Source organism: Pseudomonas sp. NFX224 (assembly GCF_048565165.1).
Taxonomy (GTDB): Bacteria; Pseudomonadota; Gammaproteobacteria; order Pseudomonadales; family Pseudomonadaceae; genus Aquipseudomonas.
Genome location: NZ_CP183416.1, coordinates 5,181,972 through 5,202,475 on the forward strand (window position 1 = coordinate 5,181,972; position 20,504 = coordinate 5,202,475).

Sequence of the window (20,504 nt, forward strand, 5' to 3'; positions counted from 1 at the left end):
AGCTACGGGGCTTAAATTGCAATTTGCCGAGTTATCAATCAAATTGTTTGTTGTTATGCCAGCCATCAGTGAGGGTGATTCATGAACCTGTTTCAGCTCCGCGCCTTTGATGCCGTGGCCCGGGAAGGCAGCTTTACCCGGGCGGCTGCGCGGTTGTTCATCAGCCAACCGGCGGTCACCGGGCACATCAAGGCACTGGAGGAGCACTACCAGATCACCTTGTTGCGCCGCACCGCGCGACGGGTGGAGTTGACGGAAGAGGGCACCAAACTGGCGGCGATCACCCGGGCGATGTTCGGCCTGGCCGAAGAGGCGCAGGTGATGCTCGAAGCCAACCGACAGTTGCTGACCGGGCGCCTGGAAGTGGCGGCGGATGGACCGCACATGGTCATGCCGATGCTCGCGAGCCTGCGCGCACGTTATCCGGGCATCACTGTGAACCTGCGTCTGGGCAATGCCCAGGAAACGTTGGCGGCGTTGTTGTCCGAGCATGCCGACGTGGCGGTGCTCACCGAAGTCGAGCCGCGCAAGGGCCTGCATCTGCAAGCCCTGAGCGAGTCACGCATTTGTGCGTTGGTGCCTGATGGGCATCCGTGGGCGCAGCGCAGCAAAGGCATTCCGCTCAAAGAGCTGGACCAGGTGATCATGGTGTTGCGCGAACCGAGTTCGATTACCCGGCGTACGTTCGATGACGCGTGTGCCCAGGCCAAAGTCAATCCACGGGTGTTGCTGGAACTGGACAGTCGCGAAGCGGTGACCGAAGCCGTTGCCGCCGAGTTGGGCGTGGGCGTGGTGTCGTCGGTGGAGGTCAGCCATGATCCGCGAGTCGCGGCGGTGCCGATCATTGGCGAAGGATTGGTGAACCGACACATGATGGGGTGCATGGAGCGGCGGCGGGATTTGCGGCTGATTCAGGCTTTTTTTGGATTGGCGCCGGTCGGGTAGACCGAGTTGCCTGCATCGCTAGCTGCTAGCGATAGGGCCGGCCCTGCTTAAACAAGACTCTCGCGAACCATCTCCAGAAAAGTCGCCACGATCCGCCGCGAACTCTGCTCGCGCAGGCACACCAGCGTCTCGGTCAACCGCCGCTTGCAATCGGTAATCGGCAACGCGCACACCCGCGAATCCGCACCAAACTCGGCAGCCGAGACAACGCCCACACCAATCCCCACCACCACCGCCTCACGCGCCGCTTCGCGGCCTTCGACCTGAATCGCCGGACGGATGCGGAACCCGGCGCCGGTCATTTCTTCTTCCAGGGTCTGGCGAGTCACCGAGCCGGTTTCCCGCAGCACCAGCGGCGTGTCGTCGAGGTCCGCGAGGGTGATGGATTCGCGGTCAGCCCATGGATGATTGCGTGACACGAACGCCACCATCGGATCATTGCGCAGCGGCAGGGAGATGAGTCTTTCGTCGCTGACGTCGCGACCCAGCAGCGCCAGGTCAGCCTGGTAGTTGAAGAGCCGGAACAGCGATTCATCCGTGTTGCCGGTTTCGATCTTCACGCTGATGCCGGGGTAACGCTCGCAGAAGCGGGCGATCTGCGGCAGCACATGCACCGGTGCATCCACCGCCAGAATCAGGCTGCCGGTCTGCAACGCCTGGGAGTCCTGCAACAGCTCCTGGGCTTCGGCTTCGATCACGAACAGTTTCTGCGTGACGCCCAGCAATCGCTCGCCCAGATCGGTCAGGCGCACCGAGCGTTTGTTACGGTGAAACAGCAAAACGCCGTAGCGCTCTTCCAGTTTGCGCACCTGGTCGGAAATCGCCGGTTGCGTGAGAAATAGTCGCTCAGCGGCTTTGGTGAAGCTTCCGTATACGGCCACGGCATGGAAGGCTTTGAGCTGGGCGTGGGAAACCGACATGCGAAACTCCAGTAACAAGCTGAGCTTATTTTTGAAATACGATAAATCGATTTCACTTATTAATCAGTAATTGTTTTTATCCACCTCAGCCCCGGTGACTGCTCAGTCGAACAGTAGCGGGTGCCATGAGCCTGTGCGTGCATTTGCAGGACTCATCTGACCGGTATCCGCCGTAGGGACAGGGCGATATCGCAGTGCTCAACAATAAAAAACAAAGGCGTTTTCTTCCAATTCTGCCGGCACACTCACACCCTGAGGTCAGAACCACAATGAACAAGCACATCGGCACCATCAAGCGTTGGCGCGTGCAGATCTTCGCGATCACCTGGCTCGCCTACGCCGCTTTCTATTTCACCCGCAAAGCGTTTTCCGTTGCCAAACTCGGCATCGGCGAAGACCCGACGTTCATGCTCGACAAAATGGCCATGGCCAACCTCGATGCCATCTACCTGACCGCTTACGCCATCGGCCAATTCACTTGGGGCATCCTTGCCGACCGCTTTGGCCCGCGGGTGGTGGTGCTTGGTGGCCTGGTGATTTCCGCCGCCGCGGCGCTGGTGATGGGCAACTTTGCAACGCTACCGATTTTCGCTACCTGCATGCTGATTCAAGGCCTGGCGCAGTCCACCGGTTGGTCGGGGCTGTGCAAGAACCTCGGCAGTTTCTTTCCCTCCGAGCAACGCGGACGGGTGCTGGGGTTGTGGAGTTCCTGCTACGCCTTTGGTGGTCTGGTGGCCTCGCCGTTTGCCGGCTGGTGGGCGTATACGCTCGTCGGCAGCTGGCATGCGGCGTTCATTTCCAGTGCGGCGGTAGTTGGGCTGGTCGCCGTGCTGTTTTTTATTTTCCAACGCAACAAACCGGAAGACGTCGGCTTGCCGGCGGTGGAACCGGAACCTGTGCTGACCGCTGAACAAGCCGAGGCGCAAAGCAAAATCAGCATGTGGGAGCCGTTGAAGGAAATCCTGCGTAACCGCACCGTGCTGGTGCTGGGTTTGGCGTACTTCATGCTCAAGCCGGCGCGCTACGCGATTCTGCTGTGGGGGCCGGTGATCGTTTTCGAACAGATGCCCTCGGTGGGCAAGGTCGGTGCGGCGATCATTCCCACTGCGTTTGAACTGGCCGGGTTGCTCGGGCCGATCCTGATCGGCCTGGCTTCGGACAAACTGTTCGGCGCCCGACGCATGCCGGCCTGCGTGATCAGCCTGCTGGCGCTGACCGTGTCCCTGGCGTTTTTCATGGGCGCCCTGCATACCGGCAGCGTAGTGCTGGTGGTCGCGCTGTTGTTCGTCATGGGTCTGACGCTCTACGGACCGGACTCGATGATCAGCGGCGCGGCCGCCATCGATTTCGGCACCGCCAAGGCCGGCGCCACGGCAGCCGGTTTCGTCAACGGCTGCGGCTCGGTCGGGGCGATTCTCGGCGGGCTGCTGCCGGGTTACTTCGACACCGTCACCGTGTTCATTGTCTTTGCCGGTTGCGCGATGTTCTCCGCGCTGGTGCTGATCCCGCACTGGAACAGCCGCCCCGGTGGCCTGGGTACTCACTTTGCCTATGTGCCCAATCAAGCGATGACCATCAAACCCCTGCGTACCTGAATCCCGTCCCTCGTCGCCTGCTGCACCTGCGGCAGGCTGGCGTGTGGACCACTGACCGGAGATTGATCCCATGAGACCCTTTTGGCTGGACCAGGCCCTGAAGGCTGATGCATCCGAAACCTGTCCGCCACTGGAAGGCGACGCCCGCGCCGACGTGTGTATCGTCGGCGGCGGTTACACCGGGTTGTGGACTGCAATCATGCTCAAGGAGCAGAACCCCGAGCTGGATGTGTTGCTGATTGAGGCGGACATCTGCGGTGCCGGGGCCAGTGGTCGCAACGGTGGTTGCGCGTTGTCGTGGTCGGCCAAGTATTTCACCCTTGAGCGGTTGTTCGGCGTCGAAGAGGCCGTGCGACTGGTCAAGGAATCCGAGCGCAGCATCCACGCCATCGGCGCCTTCTGCGAGCAATACGCGGTGGACGCGGACTATCGCCTCGATGGCACCCTCTACACCGCGACCAACCGCGCTCAGGTCGGCTCGACCGACGCAGTAGTCGCGGCGCTGGAGCGCAACGACATCAACTCGTTCACCCAGCGGCCAGTGGCCGATGTGCAGCGCATGGCGGGTTCAGCCAGGCACCTGGAAGGCTGGTTTTCTCCGGCGGCGGCCAGTGTGCAGCCGGGCAAACTGGTGCGCGGTTTGCGTCGGGTGGCCTTGCAGTTGGGTGTAAGGATTCACGAAAACACCGCCATGATCGGGCTGGAGGAGGGCAAGCCGGCCGGGATCCAGACCCGCAACGGCACAGTCCGCGCCGATCGCGTGGTGCTGGCGATGAATGCCTGGATGGCTCGCGCATTCCCGCAGTTCGAGCGCAGCGTAGCGATCGTTTCCAGCGACATGGCGATCACCGAGCCACGGCCCGATTTGCTCAATGAGATCGGTTTGACCAGCGGCGTCACGGTGCTTGATTCGCGGATTTTCGTGCATTACTACCACAACACCCCGGACGGCCGAATCATGCTCGGCAAGGGCGGTAACACCTTCGCCTACGGTGGGCGCATGCTGCCGGTGTTCGATCAGCCGTCGCCTTATGCCGGCCTGTTGCAGAGCAGCCTGGCGGATTTCTTCCCGGCGTTTGCCGACGTCAAGGTCGAAGCAACGTGGAACGGCCCGTCCGATCGTTCGGTCACCGGTTTACCGTTCTTCGGTCAGATGAGCGCCAGCGGTAACGTGTTCTATGGTTTCGGCTACTCCGGCAGTGGCGTCGGGCCGTGTCATATGGGCGGGCAGATTCTCGCTTCGATGGTCCAGGGGCTCGACAATGCCTGGACCCGTTCGCCGTTGGTGAACGGGCCGCTGGGCTTCTTCCCGCCGGAGCCGATTCGCTACCTCGGCTCGCTGATGGTGCGCAACGCCATCCGCCGCAAAGAGCGCGCCGAGGATCACGGGCGTCGGCCACGGCATCTGGACGTGCGTCTGGCGAAGTTCGCTGCCGCGGCCGGCAAGGCTGACAAGGGCTGAAGGTCAGGGCCCTGGATTCGTCGGATTGATCAGCCAGTCCAGCAGCAGTCGGGTATCGCTGCGCGGCGCCGGGGAGCGAGCGGGCCGAGGCGTGGGGCGATGCCCCAGGCTTGCGCAAAACACCGGTCGGTCGGGGTCGCCGTCGAGGAAACTGACCAGCCCGTCGCTGCCGGCCAATGGCAGTGCGCACGGTTCGCTACGGTTGTCCCAAACAGCAAGGGCAACCGGTAGCCAGAGATCGCCGGATGCCTGGGGATCAGCGTCCGACGCGGGCCATAAACTGACCTGTATCCGGCCTCGATCATCCACCGTCGCCGGTTGCCCGGCCATTCCACACACGCGCGCCGGCTGATGAGCTGGGATGTTCAGTCTCGGCTGTTCAAGCATCGGGCGGAACACCTTCGACCAGGGAACGGCAGTGAACTGGTTACGGTAACGCGGCGGCAGGTCCGGTGTGTCCGGCGCCAGAATCGAGCCCTGTTGCCCCTGATGCCGCACTTGGGTCACCAGCCATTGATCGTTGAAGCCTGACAGCGGATGTTCCGCCACTTGCACGATGCGGGCACTGCGCAATTCGCCGTGATTGCTTTGGCCGTGGATCAGCACTTGCTGACAACGCAGGCGTTCCAGATGTCGACGGGCAAGTTGATCGCGATGGCGCTGTTCAATGGCGGGGCGTGTCAGGGGTGGCATTGCCTGGGTCATGGGGTGGTTGGCCGCACCGTCGTCTAGGCCTGCGGCGCCGCGATTTCTGCTATGGAGTCGCGGGGACAGGGGCGGCGCGTCATGGCGCTGGAACAATTCACTGATTGTCGGTGCGTTGCCGGCGTCGGGCGCATCGCTGTTGAACGTCATCAACAGCGGTTCCTGCGGGAAACTCAGGCTGTCTTCGGCGAACACCAGCACATGTGCGTCGTGATGGTGTTCGAAGTGATAGTGAATGCCTTCCTCTTCGCACAGCCTTTGTAGCAGGGCCAGGTCGGTTTCGTCGTATTGAATGCAAAACGGCCGCAGCGGATAGTGCCCGGTCGTCAGTTCAAAGCGATAACTGCTGTCTGGCAGGTGATGTTCCTCCAGCAGCTGGCGCAGGATCATCGGCACGCTGAGGTGGGCAAAGATGCGCCGGGATCGGGACTGCTCCAACACTTGCAACGCGGGCACCAGCACCAGTTTGTAACCGACGCAGTGCGGCCCGTGATATTCGCGATTGACGCTGTGCAGCACGCCATGAATACCCGCACCTCGCCCGAAACCGAGGTGTGCCGGTTGTTGCAACAAATGTTCGGGGGGCATGGCCGGAGCCAGGCCGAGCACTTCGATATCGAACCGATAGGGTTGGTTGAGGGCCTCTCGACCGTTGAACCGTACCACTTGAAAGCTCAGGTCGTCGTCGAGAAGTGTCAGGGTGTAGGGACTTTCCTTGTCGTTGTGCATCGAGCGCGCTTCTGCCATGGAGACGGGTGAAGAGGGTACGAAACCTCGGCGGTATCTGGACATCGCAAACCGAAGTTTCAGAATTGCCCTACAGCCGTCGGAGAAGATGTCGATTCGTGGTCAGATTTTTTGGTCGATTGCCAACTTTAGGCCGGGTAAACTTGCGCAAAGCGTCGGCCAATAGATGTCTCGGCGCCATCGACAAGAGAGTGAGTAATGGGCGCACAGTGGAAGGTTAAACACAAAGAAGCGGCAGCCAACGCCAAGGGCAAGATCTTCGGCAAACTGGTGAAGGAAATCACCATTGCTGCGCGCAACGGTGCCGATACCAGCACCAACGCACACCTGCGTCTGGTGGTTGAACAGGCCAAGAAAGCTTCGATGCCCAAGGAAACACTGGACCGCGCCATCAAGAAGGGTGCAGGCCTGTTGGGCGAAACCGTGCAATACCATCGCGTGACCTATGAGGGCTTCGCCCCGCATCAGGTGCCGCTGATCGTTGAATGCGTGACTGACAACATCAACCGCACCGTGGCTGAGATCCGCGTCGCGTTCCGCAAGGGCCAGTTGGGCGCTTCCGGTTCGGTGGCCTGGGACTTCAACCACGTCGGCATGATCGAAGCCTCGCCGGACACCCCGGACGCCGATCCGGAAATGGCCGCCATCGAAGCCGGTGCACAGGATTTCGAGCCGGGTGAAGAGGGTGCAACCCTGTTCCTGACCGAACCGACCGACCTCGACGCGGTACAAAAAGCTTTGCCCGAGCAAGGCTTCACCGTGCTGTCGGCCAAGTTGGGTTACCAGCCGAAAAACCCGGTCAGCGGCCTGAGCGATGAGCAGATGGCGGAAGTCGAAGCGTTCCTCGAAGGCCTCGATAACCATGACGACGTGCAGGATATGTTTGTCGGCTTGGCGGGTTGATCGAACTGGCGTTGATCTGACTTGTGGCGAGGGAGCAAGCTCCCTCGCCACAGGGTTTTGTACTGGCCGCTAGTTTATTGAGTTAAATGCGGCCAGCGTCTGAATAACTTCACTAAACCCCGGCCGCTCCAGCACCTGCGGCTGACAGCAACGCCGCTGCAGATCTTCCAGCACCCCACGCAGTTCATCGCTCAACCCCGAATCAACCCGCTCCAGCAGTTCGCCCAGCAACACTCCGAACGCCCGCACCTCGATCCGCTGCAAGGCACGGCTTTCCAGACTGTCGGAAATCCCGTGAAACGACGCTGCGCCAAAGTCCCCCAGCAAGCAGTCACCCTGTTCATTCCACAGAATATTGTGGCCGTAGAGGTCGCCATGGGTGATGCCGTGGTTGTGCAGGTGTTCGGCCGCCGAGGCAATGCCCGAAGCAATGCGCAGCGCCACCGCTGCACTGAAGCGCTGGTCGTCGGGGTAGATGTCGCGGCTGCACGACGCAAGGCTCGGCAGGCCGGCCAAGTTGCGATAACTCGGTGCGATCAGTTGCATCACCAGCCCGGCGGTGTGTTGCGGGTGATCGACAATCCGCCCTTCGACGCGAATCAGGTTCGGGTGCAACCCGGCAGTGATGCAGGCGTTCATCTCGTGCAGCGGTGAGCCATCGCTGGTCATTTCGCCTTTGTAGAGCTTCACCGCAACGTGCGTGGCCGGTTGGTCAGCCGATTGCCAGACGGCCTGATGAATCACCCCGGATGCCCCTTCGCCGAGTTTTTTCTCCAGATGCAATGCCGGCCAGTCAATACGCGGTGTGGCGTCGAGGGCGGCGGCATCGGCTTCGGTTTCCAGCGGATTACCGGCATAGGCCAGCCAGGTCAGGCTCGGCAGCGTCAGCAGCCATTGTGGCAAGTCGGTGAGCTGGTTGGCGGCGATGCGGATCAGCTCCAGCCGATGACAATTGCGCAGCGACTCCGGCAACGCCTGCAGGCGGTTACCGGCAAGCATGAGCTTTTGCAGGTATGGCCGCTCTCCCAACTCGCTCGGCAGCGTCTCGATGCAATTGTCGGTCAGGATCAGCCAGCGCAGCAGCGCTGGCAGTGCCGCAGGGGGCACGTGGGTGATGCGGTTGGCCTTGAAGCCGATCATCGTCAGTGCGGCGCATTGGCCAACACAGGCCGGTAACTCGGTGAAGCGGTTATCGGAGCAGAACAGCACACGCAAACGGGTCAGGCGATGCAAATCCTCTGGCAGAGCGCTCAGAGCATTGCCGCTGAGGTTGAGCACTTCCAGCGAATCCACCAGGTCGAAGATCTCCCGGGGAAACTCGGTCAGACCTTCGGCCAGGTCCAGCCGCGTGATGCCCGACAACTCGCCGGCGCGCAATTGGGTAAGGGTATGCATGAACAGATTCGCCAGTCACCAAGGGGAGGGCGCTGGGCCCTGGAAATGGGCAACATGATACCGGGAAAGAGGTGGGGGCGAGCCTGTTCGCAAACAGGCCTTTCAATACTGTAAAAATATATCGATCAGACCGGGTCGCTGACTTCGACCAGTTGCCCCAATCGGCTACGCGTGCGCGCCAGATCAATGGCATCGCCACCCAGGCTTTCGCACAATGAGTGCTGCCCGAGCAACGTCAGGTGCTTGTCCTGGTCGTACAGCACGTCGATGAGATTGATAAAGCGCTGCTGGGCGGCAATCGTGCAATCGCCCAGCAAGGGCAGTTCATCGATGATCCAGTGATCGAAGCGTCGGCACAATTCCAGATAATCCATCACCGCCGTGGGCTGGTCGCACAGGTCGCTGAACGTGAAGGCGATGGTGCGTCCTTCACTGAAGCGTGCGGGTAAGTGGCGCGTGCCAACCGGCAGGGCAATGGCCGGTGCACCGGCGCCTGGCAGGTTGGAGGCCTGACGCTGCGCCTGCGTGGCGGGCCAGATGTATCGGCCCTGAGTGAACAGTTGCTGCGCGTGGGTCCTGGCCTGGCTGCGGTAGTCGTGCGGGCCGCCGACTTCCATCACTTGCATGCGCGCATTGATCAGATCGATCACCGGTTTGAAACGCGCATGGTACAGCGGGTTGGGCAGCAGGCCTTGCGGCGGATAATTGGAGGTCACCAGCAGCAGGATGCCTCGGCGGAACAATGCTTTGAACAGGCGCGTGATCAACATCGCATCGCCGATGTCATGGACGTGGAACTCGTCGAAACACAGCACCCGGCAATCGCGCAGTAATTCATCGAGGGTAGTCGCCAGCGCATCCGGCTGATCGCGATGGCGGAACATCCCTTGATGCAGGCAGGCAAAAAATTCGTGGAAGTGCAGGCGTTGTTTTTCCGCCAGGGGAATGGCCTGGAAGAAACCATCCAGCAGCCAGCTCTTGCCCCGACCCACGGCGCCGTGCAGATAAAGCCCCGGCAGGGTTTTCGCCGCAGCACCCGTCAGCGTCGTGGCATGTTGCGCCATGCAGTCGATCACGCGTTGCTGGCTATGACTGAGGGTATAGCCCTGGGCATGGGCCTTGTGGTGAAAGTAGTCGTGGATGACCCGACCGGTCGCCGGCGCGGCCGAGGCTTTGCCGAACAGGCGGCGCAGTGACGGCCAGCGTGGTGTGAGACGTGAGCGGTTGGGCGGTCGAACGGCCACTGGATGTCACCCCGTGATTTTCAGGCAGACTCTCCGAGCTGCGGCGGCGTAGTGTAACCAGAGCGGGTATTTTGCTTCCAGTTGTGTCGATGGATTGCAGGTGTCATTGGACAAGATTCTGCGGTGTGTAGAGCTTATTTTGCGTTGCTATAAGGCTGATCTGCGTTCATGACGTTACAAAATTCACCTTTTAGTGGATCCAATTATCGTTAGCTGACTGGAGATTTCCGTGGCGGTACGGGTCGATGTGCAGCGTGGGTGTACGTCGTTCCCCTTGTGGCAGCCAGCAGGCTGACTCCCACAGGGGGATTGTTGGTGTGTTCAGAATTGAGTGGTCTGCCTCAGCATCTGCGCCGCCGGCGTATCCGTCGGGCTGACCATCGCATAGTTATAACCGCCCCCGGACCAATACTCGGCCTGCAAGCCGCCATCACGGCGGCTTCCTCTCGGCAGCAGATAGTTTTTCGGCCCCGGCGGACGCACGTAGAAGCTGATCTTCTGCCCGCCCTGATTCTCGTAGACCACCATCGCCGCCGGCCCTTGTTCGGTGCTGAGCAAGCGCCCGCTCACCGGTTTGAACCCGGCGCCGGCAAGGTCGGGCAGGCGATTGGCCTGGGTGAAATAACGGTCTAGCCAACCCTGCATGTCGCCGTCGTCGCTGGCCTTGTAGTCGGCCGGCAATATTTCTTGCTGGGCAATCAGGCGATAGGCTTGCAGGGCATCGGTCATCGGTAGCTGAGTGCTGATGAAAGTCATTTGCCGAGCTTGCCAGCCGCCGAAGCCGCCGACGCTGACCGCAATCAGCAGCACCGCGGCGCTGGCCAGGTGTCGCCGCGATTGGCGTTTGAGGCGCTGACGAATCATCGCCGGATCAAGCGCCGGGTTGGCCGGTTGCTGCAACGCGCCGCTGAGGGCCGCGCGCAGTTGCTGGGCGTCCTGCTGCCAGGCGCGTACTTGTGCGGCAGTTTCCGGATTACTTGCAAGAAAAGTCTCCACCAGACGTCGGTCGTCTTCGCTGAGTTGATGGTCGACGTAAGCGTGCAGGTCACGCTCGCTTGGGGGCATGCTGATCATTTGAGTCTCCGCAGAGCTGGGCGGGTGATTTCGCCATCGCTGAGTTGGCGCAGGGCCTGGCGGGCCCGGGACAGGCGGGACATCACGGTGCCGGTGGGTACGTCGAGAATCTCGGCGACCTCTTTATAACTCAGGCCTTCGACTGTTACCCAAAGCAGCAGCGCGCGCTGTTCGGTGGGCAGTTGATCGAAAGCGTTGAGAGTCGATTGCGCGATGACGGTGCGTTCCACCGATGGCTGCGCATCGTCGCGCCCGGTGAAAAAATCGAGCATGCGCGCATAGCGCCGGGAACGTCGATGAGCATCGAGAAACTGTCGATAGAGAATCGAAAACAGCCAGGCGCGCAAATCACCGTCGGCACGTTTGGCGCCCCAACTCGACAGCGCACGTTCCAGGCTGGCTTGAACCAGGTCGTCGGCGCTGCTGGGATTGCGCGTCAACGACACGGCAAATCGCCGCAATCTGGGAATGATTTCTCTCAGTTGTTCGTCGATATCGTTCATGAAGTACTGACTAGTCACTACGCTGTGGACTAGGAAGACGCCCGGGATTCGAGGTTATTCCACGCCCGAAAAAATAAATACCGCGCGAGGGAATAAACCGGTGCGCGGTTCGTCTGCCTGATTCTTCTCACTCGCGGCCGATGGCCCTGGAGACTTTCATGGTAGATCGATCATCACCGCCAACCCGGCCACCGTTGAGTGCCGCTAGCCTGACATTGCGTCTGGCCGGCATTGCCGTGGTCGTCGCCGCCGTGGCCGGGGCGTTTGCCTACGTCAACGGCACCCTTGACCCACAGCGCTTGACGCCGAAAAAGCTGATCAATGTGCTGGAAACCAACAACGGCGTGCATCCCGGATTCCGTCGCAATCACTCCAAAGGCGTGTGCGTGATCGGCCATTTCGAGAGCAGCGGCGAGGCGCGCAGTTATTCCACGGCGCAAGTGTTCAATGAGGCACGCACTCCGGTGGTCGGACGTTTGGCCCTGCCGGCGGGAAATCCCTACGCGCCGGACAACGCGGTGCCGATCCGCAGCATGGCGTTGCGTTTCACCCAGGCCAACGGCCAGCAATGGCGCACCGGGATGAACAGCATGCCGGTGTTCCCGGTGGGCACGCCTGAGGCGTTCTATCAATTCCAGCAGGCGCAATCACCGGACCCGGCTACCGGCAAGCCGGACCCCAAGGCTGTGCCGGCATTCTTCGCCGCGCACCCGGAAGCCGTGCCGTTTCTGGCGTGGGTCAAAACGGCCAAGCCTTCGGCCAGTTACGCGACCGAAACCTACAACAGCGTTAACGCGTTCTATCTGGTCAATGCTGCCGGGCAGCGGCAAGCGGTGCGCTGGAACATGGTGCCGGTGGCTCAGGACGCACCGGGTGCCACGGTGCCGCAAGGCAGTGATTTTTTGGAGAAGGACTTGGTGCAACGGATCGCCGCTGGGCCATTGCGTTGGCAATTGAACATCACGTTGGCTAACCCCGGCGACCCCGTGAACGACGCCAGCAAAGCCTGGCCCGAAGGCCGCAAAGTGTTGAACGCCGGCACGCTGGTTCTTGAAAGCACCCAGCCACAACTCAGCGGCGAGTGCCGTGACATCAACTACGACCCCTTGGTCTTGCCCGCCGGTATCGAAGGTTCCGACGACCCGCTGCTCGCCGCCCGTTCAGCCGGTTACGCCACGTCCTACCTGCGTCGCACCAGCGAAGTCAGCCAATTGCCCGCCGCCAAACAGGAGGCCCAGCAATGAGCACTCAACCCAACCACTTCGCTCCTCTGGCGCGCTTGCTGCACTGGCTGATGGCACTGATGATCATCGCCATGCTGTTTATCGGTGCGGGCATGGTTGCCTCGGTGTCTGAGCGGCATGAATGGCTGATCAATCTGCACAAGCCTTTGGGTATTGCCATTTTGCTGTTGGTGATTGTGCGCCTGGGCGTGCGCTTCTCCACCACGCAACCACCACTGCCAGCGGACCTGCCGGGTTGGCAAGTGCTGGCGGCCAAGGCCTCGCATGTGTTGCTGTACGTCTTGATGCTGGTCTTGCCGTTGCTGGGGTGGGCGATGATTTCGGCATCTGGCGAACCGGTGATGCTCAGCAGCGCGTTGCAATTGCCGTCGATCGTTGCGGCCAATGCTCAGGTGTTTGCGTTTCTGCGCAAGGCTCACGGGTATCTGGCGTATTTGCTGTTTTTGACCGTGCTGCTGCATTTGGCGGCGGCGTTGTTCCATGCCTGGGTGCGTCGTGATGATGTGCTGGACAGCATGTTACGGGGGAAGGGGCGCGGGTGAGATAGAGTGGGGGAATGGCTGCATGCAGGGCATGCAGCCATTGAGAACGATCAGCGCAACACGTCGACCATATCCGCCACAGTCGTCAAAACATCCTTCCCCAATTGCTTCGACCGCTTGCCCGACCAGCCGGTCAACGGGTTCGGATGATCGTCGTGATCCTTGAACGGCATCTCCAGGGTCAGTGACAGGCAGTCGTACTTCTGGCCAACGCTGTTGCAGGCCAGGGTCATGTTGGCCTGGCCAGGCTCGTCGCGGGTGTAGCCGTGCTTGGTCTGGAAATCCTTGGTGGTGCGCTTCAGGTGGCTACGGAAGTGATCCTCGAGTTTTTCGATGCGCGGTGTGTAACCCGGATTGCCTTCGCAAGCGGCGGTGAACACGTGCGGGATTTCCTCGTCACCGTGCGCGTCGATGAACATGTCGACGCCGTACTTTTCCATCTGCTGCTGTACGAAAAACACTTCCGGGCTGATTTCCGGGCTGGCGTTCTGCCAGGCGCGGTTCAGGTCCTGGCCCATGGCGTTGGTGCGCAGGTGACCGTGGAAGGCACCGTCCGGGTTCATGTTCGGCACCAAGTACAAGTCGGCGCTGGCCAGCAGTTTGTTCAGTACCGGGTCGTCGTGGCTTTCCAGGCGCTCGATCACGCCTTCCATGAACCATTCGGCCATGTGTTCGCCTGGATGTTGCTGGGCGATGATCCACACTTTGCGCTGGCCTTCAGCGCCGGTGCCTTTGCGTAAAAGCTGGATGTCACGACCTTCGACGCTTTTGCCGGTGGCCAGCAGTTCGGTGCCGGCCTTGGTCAGCGCCTGCTCGATCAGCCAATCATGACGGCCACGGCTGTAGGGTTCGAAGTAGGCGAACCAGGCGTGGGTTTGCGTGGCTTCAAGGCAGAAGCGCAGGCAGTCGCCTTCGAAGATGGTGGGTACGCGGAACCAGTTGACGTGGTCGTACGACGCGACCGCCTGATAACCGTCCCAGGCCTTGTTGTACGAAGATTGGCTGGCATTGTTCAGGCGAAACCAGTGTTCCTGACCGACGTGCAGGCCGCTGGCCTTGAAGTGGAACCATTGAAAGTGGTTGCTCTTGGTATCGGGGCGGATCGCCAGCAAGGGCTTGAGCGGGTCGCTGACGTCGATCACCTGAATGTTGCCGCTGTCGAAGTTGGCAGTGATATCGAAAGAGGATTTAGCCACGGTCATAGTCGGTTCCTGAATATGATTTTTATGGCGGCTACTTTACACGCAGGGAAGGGTGAAACCGAGGGAAATTGCGGGGTGGAGCGGGGGGCGTCCTCCTTGACGCCGACGCAGCTTAGAGATTATGCGATTGATTCTCAAGTGCTATTTGGTATTAGTTTGCCCTAATGATCACAGGCTTCTCTTGCCAACAAATATTCTTTTGATATCATCCGCGCCATCGAATTTGCGGCACCTAAAGACTTCATTAGCCTGAAGCCATAAGCCAGAAAACTGGCAAAAAAAGACCCGGCAAAAAGCCGGGTCAAAAACCGTGATTAGCCTGATGAGGAGATAGTCCAAAAGACCGACCTAAGGTCTCTTGGTCCATCGACTGATCTCGCGACCAGCTGATGCAATAATAATCATTCTCGTTTGCAAGTCAAATGATTTTATCTGCGCGATTGGAAAATTCTTTCCAGTCCTCTCTCTTTGCACCTTGGCTTCAACCGTTCTGATGCCTCTCCAGTGACCGATCCACCATGGCTCTGGCCATGTCGATCATGTGCACCGCCGAAAACGCCAAGTCCCGACTTGAACCCTGCAAATGGCTGGCTGACTCGTAAGCTGTGGCTGATGCACAGCGCAACAGGTCTGAAGCATGGACCATCGCCTCCTCGCTGCTGATGTTTCGATTCACGTCAAAGAAACGTTCCGCGACCCCTTCCTCTGAAACAGCAGGTTTCAGGTAATAGTCCAGTGCGCGTTGGGCGGCGGCCGAACCTTGCGGTGAGGTGAGGGAGGTATCGATTTGCATATCAGGCAGGTCGTCGGCGGGTTGGGTCATGGTGGGGGAACGCTCCGTGATTGATTCAGATCCGTGAAGTCATCCTAGTACGATTTGTATTTGTGACCATAGTTTAAATACTACAATTTGTGTTTTGATGGTCGGAGTCCACCCCGTATCGTGCCGCACATGGATAAATGGATTGAATTGGTCAAGGCCAAGATGAGTGAGCTCAAAGTCACTCAAGAGATACTCGCCGACCGCCTCGGGATGTCCCAGGGCGGCGTTGGTCATTGGCTGAACAAGCGTCGCGAGCCCGGCATCGACAACATGAACCGCGTGCTGAAGGCGCTCGGGATGGATTTTCTCGAGGTGGTGTTGGTGATTCGCGAGCCTCAAGAGCCGCGGGACGACGGGATTTCCCTGACACAAAAGTACAACCCGTACTTCCGTTACCCGGTCAGTGACTGGCGAGAAACGGGAGAGGTCCGCGATGGCGAACAAGCGCAATACCGTTTTGAACTGTCGGACTACCACGCTCAGGGCGCGGCATTCTGGTTGACGGTCATGGGCGATGCGATGACTGCACCCAGCGGTCTCAGCATCGCCGAAGGCATGTTGATCCTGGTGGATCCGGACGTGGAAGCCGTGCCTGGCAAACTGGTCATTGCCCAGTGGCGGGACAGCAGCGAGGCGATCTTTCGCAAGCTGATCGAAGAGGGCGGGCAGCGTTACCTGGTTCCGCTCAATCCGACGTATCCGAAAGCCCTTTACTCCGATGAGTGCCGAATCATCGGTGTGGTGGTTCAGGCAACAGCCAAGTTCTGATCAGACCGGTCCTCACAATATGTAGGACCGGTCTTTTTTCACGCCTCCTCCAGCTCGACCAGCGCACTGCCTTCGCTGACCATCTCGCCTTCCTGGCAATACAGTGCCTTGATCACCCCGGCGTGCGGCGCACGAATGCTGTGCTCCATCTTCATCGCTTCCAGTACCACCAGTTGTGCCCCGGCTTCGACCGTTTGCCCGGCCTCCACCAGCACGCGCACGATGCTGCCGTTCATGGGTGCCGTCAGCCCGCCTTGATGGCTGTGGCTGGCCTCGACCGCACTGATCGGGTCATAGGACTCGATGCGATGCAGTTCACCGTCCCATTGCAAATACACATATTCACCCCGACGGATCGCCCGATGCTGACGGCGCACGCCGTTGTGTTCGGTCAGCAAATGCTCGCCCCGGAGCTGGGCGTTGATGTCGGCCAAAGTCAGCGCGCGATCCTGGCCTTCACAACTCAGGTGCAGGGTGATCTCCGCTGGCAATCCGGCGCGGAAGCCGTTGCCGACGGCCCATGGCGAACCCGGATCATCACTACGTATTGAACGGTGCTGGCTCTGGGCAAACGCCTGGGCGGCGGCTTGCCAGAACTCATCACTGAGTTGTGCAGGCGCGGGTAGCAGCTGTTCCTGATAACGCGGGATAAACCCGGTATCCAGCTCCGCCGCGGCAAACGCCGGGTGGTCGATGATCCGCCGCAGGAAGTTGATGTTGGTCTTCAGTCCGCCAATGGCGAACTCATCCAGCATGCTCAGCAGGCGCAATCGAGCCTGTTCACGGTCCTCACCCCAGGCAATCAGCTTGCCGAGCATCGGGTCGTAGAACGGCGAAACTTCATCACCTTCTTCAACGCCGCTGTCCACTCGACGGCCCGTACCCGGGGCGGATTCACGATAAAGCTCCAAGCGCCCGGTCGCGGGCAGGAAGTCATTGCCCGGATCTTCGGCATACAACCGCACTTCGATCGCATGGCCGAGCAGCGGCACCTGATCCTGGGTCATCGGCAAGGCTTCGCCACGCGCCACGCGAATCTGCCACGCCACAAGGTCGAGACCAGTGATGGCTTCGGTCACCGGGTGTTCCACTTGCAGGCGGGTGTTCATCTCCATGAAGAAGAACTCACCGCGGGCGTCCAGCAGGAACTCCACGGTGCCGGCACCGACGTAGCCAATGGCCTGCGCCGAACGCACGGCGGCTTCGCCCATGGCGCGGCGCAATTGCGGACTCAGGCCCGGTGCCGGTGCTTCTTCGACGACTTTCTGGTGGCGACGCTGAATCGAGCAGTCACGTTCGTTGAGGTACAGGCAGTTGCCGTGCTGGTCGGCGAACACCTGGATTTCCACGTGACGCGGTTTGAGCAGGTACTTCTCCACCAGCATCCGCGAATCGCCGAACGACGAAAGTGCCTCGCGCTGGGCCGAGGCCAGGGCTTCGGCCAGTTGGCTGACGTCCTCGACCACTTTCATGCCTTTGCCGCCGCCACCGGCCGTGGCCTTGAGCAGCACCGGATAGCCGATGCGTTCGCAGGCATCGCGGAAGGTGTCGAGGTCTTGGGCCTCGCCGTGATAACCCGGCACCAGTGGCACGCCAGCCGTTTCCATCAGGGCCTTGGCGGCGGACTTGCTGCCCATGGCGTCGATGGCCGAAGCGGGCGGGCCGAGGAAGATCAGGCCTGCCGCTTCGATGGCGCGGGCGAACCCGGCGTTCTCCGACAAAAAGCCGTAACCGGGATGGATTGCCTGGGCGCCGCTGGCCTTGGCCGCAGCGATCAGTTTATCGATCTGCAGATAGCTGTCGGCGGCTTTGCTGCCACCCAGGTCAACGCGGATATCCGCCTCGCGGCTGTGGCGGGCATCACGGTCGGTGGCGCTGTGAACGGCCACGGTGGTCAGGCCAAGCGCCTTGGCGGTGCGCATCACTCGGCAAGCGATTTCACCGCGGTTGGCCACCAACAGGGTAGTGAGTACAGGTGCGCTCATCAACGCGGCTCCTTGGTGGTGGTTTCGGCTTGCCAGCTCGGCGGACGTTTTTGCAAAAAGGCGCGCAGGCCTTCCTGGCCTTCGGGGCTGACGCGGATGCGGGCGATGGCGTTTTCGGTGTAGCGACGCAGCGCCGGGTTCAGCGAACCGTCGCCGACTTCACGCAGCAAGTCCTTGCTGGCACGCATGGCGGCAGGACTGTTAAGCAGCAGGTTGTCGATCCACTGATCGATTTTTTGCTCGAGCTCGGCGATCGGATAACTCTCCGACAACAGGCCCAGTTCCCGTGCCCGTTGCCCGCCGAAGCGTTCAGCGGTCAGGGCATAGCGCCGGGTGGCGCGCTCGCCGATGGCTTGCACCACGAACGGGCTGATCACCGCCGGTGCCAGGCCGATGCGTACTTCCGAAAGGCAGAACTGCGCGTCATCGGCACCGATGGCCATGTCGCAGCAACTGATCAGGCCCAACGCGCCACCAAAGGCTGCGCCTTGCACCACGGCCAGGGTCGGGACTTTCAGTTTGGCCAGGTTGTACATCAACTCCGCCAGTTCCCGGGCGTCGTCGAGGTTGGTGTGGTAATCGAGTTCGGCCGATTGCTGCATCCACGCCAGGTCGGCGCCGGCACTGAAGTGCTTGCCACGGCCGCGGACGATCAGGAATCGCAGGCTGGCATCGCTCGCGACCTTGTCCAGTGCGAGGATCAGTTCGCGGATCATCTCGGCGTTGAAGGCGTTGTTCTTTTCTTCGCGGCTGAGCCACAGCGTGGCGAAACCACGTGGGTCGGTCAGCAGTTCGAGGGTGTTGAAGTCGCTCATGTTCTTCTCCCGATCACATCCGGAACACGCCGAAGCGGCTCGGTTCGATTGGCGCGTTCAACGACGCGGACAAGGCCAGGGCCACTACGTCGCGGGTCTGGGCCGGGTCGATGACACCGTCGTCCCACAGGCGCGCGCTGGAATAGTAGGGGTGACCCTGTTCTTCGTATTGGTCGAGGATCGGTTGCTTGATCTCGGCTTCCTGCTCAGCGCTGAAACCCTGGCCACCGCGTTCAGCCTGTTCGCGCTTGACCTGCACCAGCACGCCGGCCGCCTGTTCGGCACCCATTACGCCAATGCGCGCATTCGGCCACATCCACAAGAAGCGCGGATCGTAGGCGCGCCCGCACATGCCGTAGTTACCGGCACCGAAGCTGCCGCCGATGATCACGGTGAACTTCGGCACCTTGGCGCAGGCCACGGCGGTGACCAGTTTTGCGCCATGTTTGGCGATGCCGCCGGCCTCGTATTTCTGGCCGACCATGAAACCGGTGATGTTCTGCAGGAACAGCAGCGGGATGCCACGCTGACAGGCCAACTCGATGAAGTGCGCGCCTTTCTGCGCCGCTTCAGCGAACAGGATGCCGTTGTTGGCGAGAATTGCGATCGGGTAACCGTGCAGGTAGGAAAAACCGCACACCAGTGTGGTCCCGAACAGAGCCTTGAATTCGTCAAACACCGAACCGTCCACCAACCGTGCGATGACTTCGCGCACGTCGAACGGTTGCTTGGCATCGGCCGGAACCACACCGTACAACTCATCGCTGCTGTAGAGCGGTGCGATTGGCGTGCGCTGCTGAACCTCACCTTGCTTGCGCCAATTGAGGTTGGCCACGCTGCGTCGCGCGATGGCGAGGGCGTGTTCATCGCTTTCGGCGTAATGGTCGGCCACACCGGAAATCTTGCAGTGCACATCCGCCCCGCCGAGGTCTTCGGCGCTGACCACTTCACCGGTCGCGGCTTTCACCAGCGGCGGGCCGGCGAGGAAGATCGTCGCTTGCTCGCGGACCATGATCGCTTCATCAGCCATCGCCGGCACATACGCGCCGCCAGCGGTGCAGGAGCCCATGACCACGGCAATCTGTGGAATGCCCATGGCGCTCATGTTGGCCTGGTTGAAGAAAATCCGGCCGAAGTGTTCGCGGTCCGGGAACACTTCATCCTGGCGCGGCAGGTTGGCGCCGCCCGAATCCACCAGGTAGATGCACGGCAGACGGTTCTGTTGGGCGATGGTCTGGGCACGCAGGTGCTTTTTCACGGTCAGCGGGTAGTACGAGCCACCTTTTACCGTGGCATCGTTGGCGACGATCATGCATTCGACGCCTTCCACCCGGCCGATCCCGGCAATCACGCCAGCGGCGGGAACGTCCTCACCGTAGACCTCGTAGGCCGCCAGTTGGCTGATCTCGAGAAACGGCGAACCTGGATCGAGCAGGCGGTTGATGCGCTCGCGAGGCAGCAATTTGCCCCGCGAGGTGTGGCGTTCCTGAGCCTTCGGGCCGCCACCTTGCGCCACTTGGGCGAGCAAGGTGTGCAACGCGTCGACCTGTTTGAGCATCGCCGCGCTATTGGTGGCGAACTCCGCTGAACGGGGGTTGAGCTGGGTATGCAGGGTAGCCATGGGCAGCTCCG

18 protein-coding genes are annotated in these 20,504 nt (G+C 60.9%); 7 read left to right on the forward strand and 11 right to left on the reverse strand.

The features are described from left to right. Positions 1–81: 81 nt before the first annotated feature. Positions 82–945 carry a LysR substrate-binding domain-containing protein gene (locus ACNYC6_RS23665; protein WP_419709396.1) on the forward strand — a complete coding sequence of 288 codons (864 nt, stop codon included), beginning with the start codon at positions 82–84 and terminating at the stop codon, positions 943–945. A gap of 47 nt (positions 946–992) precedes the next feature. Here ACNYC6_RS23665 and ACNYC6_RS23670 read toward each other — a convergent pair whose 3' ends face one another. Next, positions 993–1,865, reverse strand: a complete 873-nt coding sequence (locus ACNYC6_RS23670) for a LysR family transcriptional regulator (RefSeq protein WP_419709397.1) — start codon at positions 1,863–1,865, stop codon at positions 993–995. 269 nt (positions 1,866–2,134) lie between these two features. Here ACNYC6_RS23670 and ACNYC6_RS23675 point away from each other — a divergent pair, with 269 nt between their 5' ends. Together ACNYC6_RS23675 and ACNYC6_RS23680 are read left to right on the forward strand one after the other, a co-directional pair. Continuing rightward, positions 2,135–3,460 carry an MFS transporter gene (locus ACNYC6_RS23675; protein ID WP_419709398.1) on the forward strand — a complete coding sequence of 442 codons (1,326 nt, stop codon included), beginning with the start codon at positions 2,135–2,137 and terminating at the stop codon, positions 3,458–3,460. A 70-nt stretch (positions 3,461–3,530) separates the two neighbouring features. Next, on the forward strand, positions 3,531–4,922 hold the full coding sequence (locus ACNYC6_RS23680) for an FAD-dependent oxidoreductase (protein WP_419709399.1): 1,392 nt from the start codon (positions 3,531–3,533) through the stop codon (positions 4,920–4,922). 3 nt (positions 4,923–4,925) lie between these two features. Here the strand turns inward: ACNYC6_RS23680 and ACNYC6_RS23685 are convergent, their stop codons facing one another. Continuing rightward, positions 4,926–6,356, reverse strand: a complete 1,431-nt coding sequence (locus tag ACNYC6_RS23685; RefSeq protein ID WP_419709400.1) for a type VI secretion system Vgr family protein — start codon at positions 6,354–6,356, stop codon at positions 4,926–4,928. Between the two features lie 216 nt (positions 6,357–6,572). Between ACNYC6_RS23685 and ACNYC6_RS23690 the strand changes: the two genes are divergently transcribed. Further along, positions 6,573–7,277: a YebC/PmpR family DNA-binding transcriptional regulator gene (locus tag ACNYC6_RS23690; RefSeq protein ID WP_419709401.1), complete on the forward strand. Its 705-nt coding sequence runs from the start codon at positions 6,573–6,575 to the stop codon at positions 7,275–7,277. Between the two features lie 69 nt (positions 7,278–7,346). Here the strand turns inward: ACNYC6_RS23690 and ACNYC6_RS23695 are convergent, their stop codons facing one another. The 4 genes from ACNYC6_RS23695 to ACNYC6_RS23710 all read right to left on the reverse strand — a co-directional run bounded on the left by ACNYC6_RS23695 (position 7,347) and on the right by ACNYC6_RS23710 (position 11,493). Then, a complete protein-coding gene (locus ACNYC6_RS23695; protein ID WP_419709402.1) occupies positions 7,347–8,672 on the reverse strand; it encodes a leucine-rich repeat-containing protein kinase family protein in 1,326 nt (441 codons plus the stop codon). Positions 8,673–8,797: 125 nt separating this feature from the next. Beyond that, positions 8,798–9,916, reverse strand: a complete 1,119-nt coding sequence (zapE, locus tag ACNYC6_RS23700; protein WP_419709403.1) for a cell division protein ZapE — start codon at positions 9,914–9,916, stop codon at positions 8,798–8,800. A 321-nt stretch (positions 9,917–10,237) separates the two neighbouring features. Then, positions 10,238–10,990, reverse strand: coding sequence for an anti-sigma factor family protein (locus tag ACNYC6_RS23705; protein WP_419709404.1), 753 nt, complete (start codon positions 10,988–10,990; stop codon positions 10,238–10,240). Further along, positions 10,987–11,493 carry a sigma-70 family RNA polymerase sigma factor gene (locus ACNYC6_RS23710; RefSeq protein WP_419709405.1) on the reverse strand — a complete coding sequence of 169 codons (507 nt, stop codon included), beginning with the start codon at positions 11,491–11,493 and terminating at the stop codon, positions 10,987–10,989. The genes ACNYC6_RS23705 and ACNYC6_RS23710 overlap by 4 nt, the downstream gene beginning before the upstream one ends. Before the next feature lie 158 nt (positions 11,494–11,651). Here ACNYC6_RS23710 and ACNYC6_RS23715 point away from each other — a divergent pair, with 158 nt between their 5' ends. Continuing rightward, entirely contained in the window at positions 11,652–12,737 is a 1,086-nt protein-coding gene (locus tag ACNYC6_RS23715) for a catalase family peroxidase (protein ID WP_419709406.1), read from the forward strand. Beyond that, positions 12,734–13,279 carry a cytochrome b gene (locus tag ACNYC6_RS23720; RefSeq protein ID WP_419709407.1) on the forward strand — a complete coding sequence of 182 codons (546 nt, stop codon included), beginning with the start codon at positions 12,734–12,736 and terminating at the stop codon, positions 13,277–13,279. The genes ACNYC6_RS23715 and ACNYC6_RS23720 overlap by 4 nt, the downstream gene beginning before the upstream one ends. Positions 13,280–13,329: 50 nt before the next feature. Here the strand turns inward: ACNYC6_RS23720 and ACNYC6_RS23725 are convergent, their stop codons facing one another. Continuing rightward, on the reverse strand, positions 13,330–14,481 hold the full coding sequence (locus ACNYC6_RS23725; protein ID WP_419709408.1) for a M14 family metallopeptidase: 1,152 nt from the start codon (positions 14,479–14,481) through the stop codon (positions 13,330–13,332). Between the two features lie 481 nt (positions 14,482–14,962). Continuing rightward, entirely contained in the window at positions 14,963–15,304 is a 342-nt protein-coding gene (locus ACNYC6_RS23730; RefSeq protein WP_419709409.1) for a DUF6124 family protein, read from the reverse strand. Positions 15,305–15,433: 129 nt separating this feature from the next. On the opposite strand from ACNYC6_RS23730, the gene ACNYC6_RS23735 reads away from it, so the two are divergent. Then, positions 15,434–16,072, forward strand: a complete 639-nt coding sequence (locus tag ACNYC6_RS23735; RefSeq protein WP_419709410.1) for a LexA family protein — start codon at positions 15,434–15,436, stop codon at positions 16,070–16,072. A 38-nt stretch (positions 16,073–16,110) separates the two neighbouring features. Here ACNYC6_RS23735 and ACNYC6_RS23740 read toward each other — a convergent pair whose 3' ends face one another. From ACNYC6_RS23740 to ACNYC6_RS23750, 3 genes are read right to left on the reverse strand one after another with little or no spacing between them, the layout of a single operon-like run. Then, positions 16,111–18,057, reverse strand: a complete 1,947-nt coding sequence (locus tag ACNYC6_RS23740; RefSeq protein WP_419709411.1) for an acetyl/propionyl/methylcrotonyl-CoA carboxylase subunit alpha — start codon at positions 18,055–18,057, stop codon at positions 16,111–16,113. Continuing rightward, positions 18,057–18,872, reverse strand: a complete 816-nt coding sequence (locus ACNYC6_RS23745) for a gamma-carboxygeranoyl-CoA hydratase (RefSeq protein ID WP_338581919.1) — start codon at positions 18,870–18,872, stop codon at positions 18,057–18,059. Before ACNYC6_RS23745 ends, ACNYC6_RS23740 begins: the two co-directional genes overlap by 1 nt. A gap of 13 nt (positions 18,873–18,885) precedes the next feature. Continuing rightward, positions 18,886–20,493, reverse strand: a complete 1,608-nt coding sequence (locus ACNYC6_RS23750) for a carboxyl transferase domain-containing protein (RefSeq protein ID WP_419709412.1) — start codon at positions 20,491–20,493, stop codon at positions 18,886–18,888. Between the last annotated feature and the right edge of the window lie 11 nt (positions 20,494–20,504).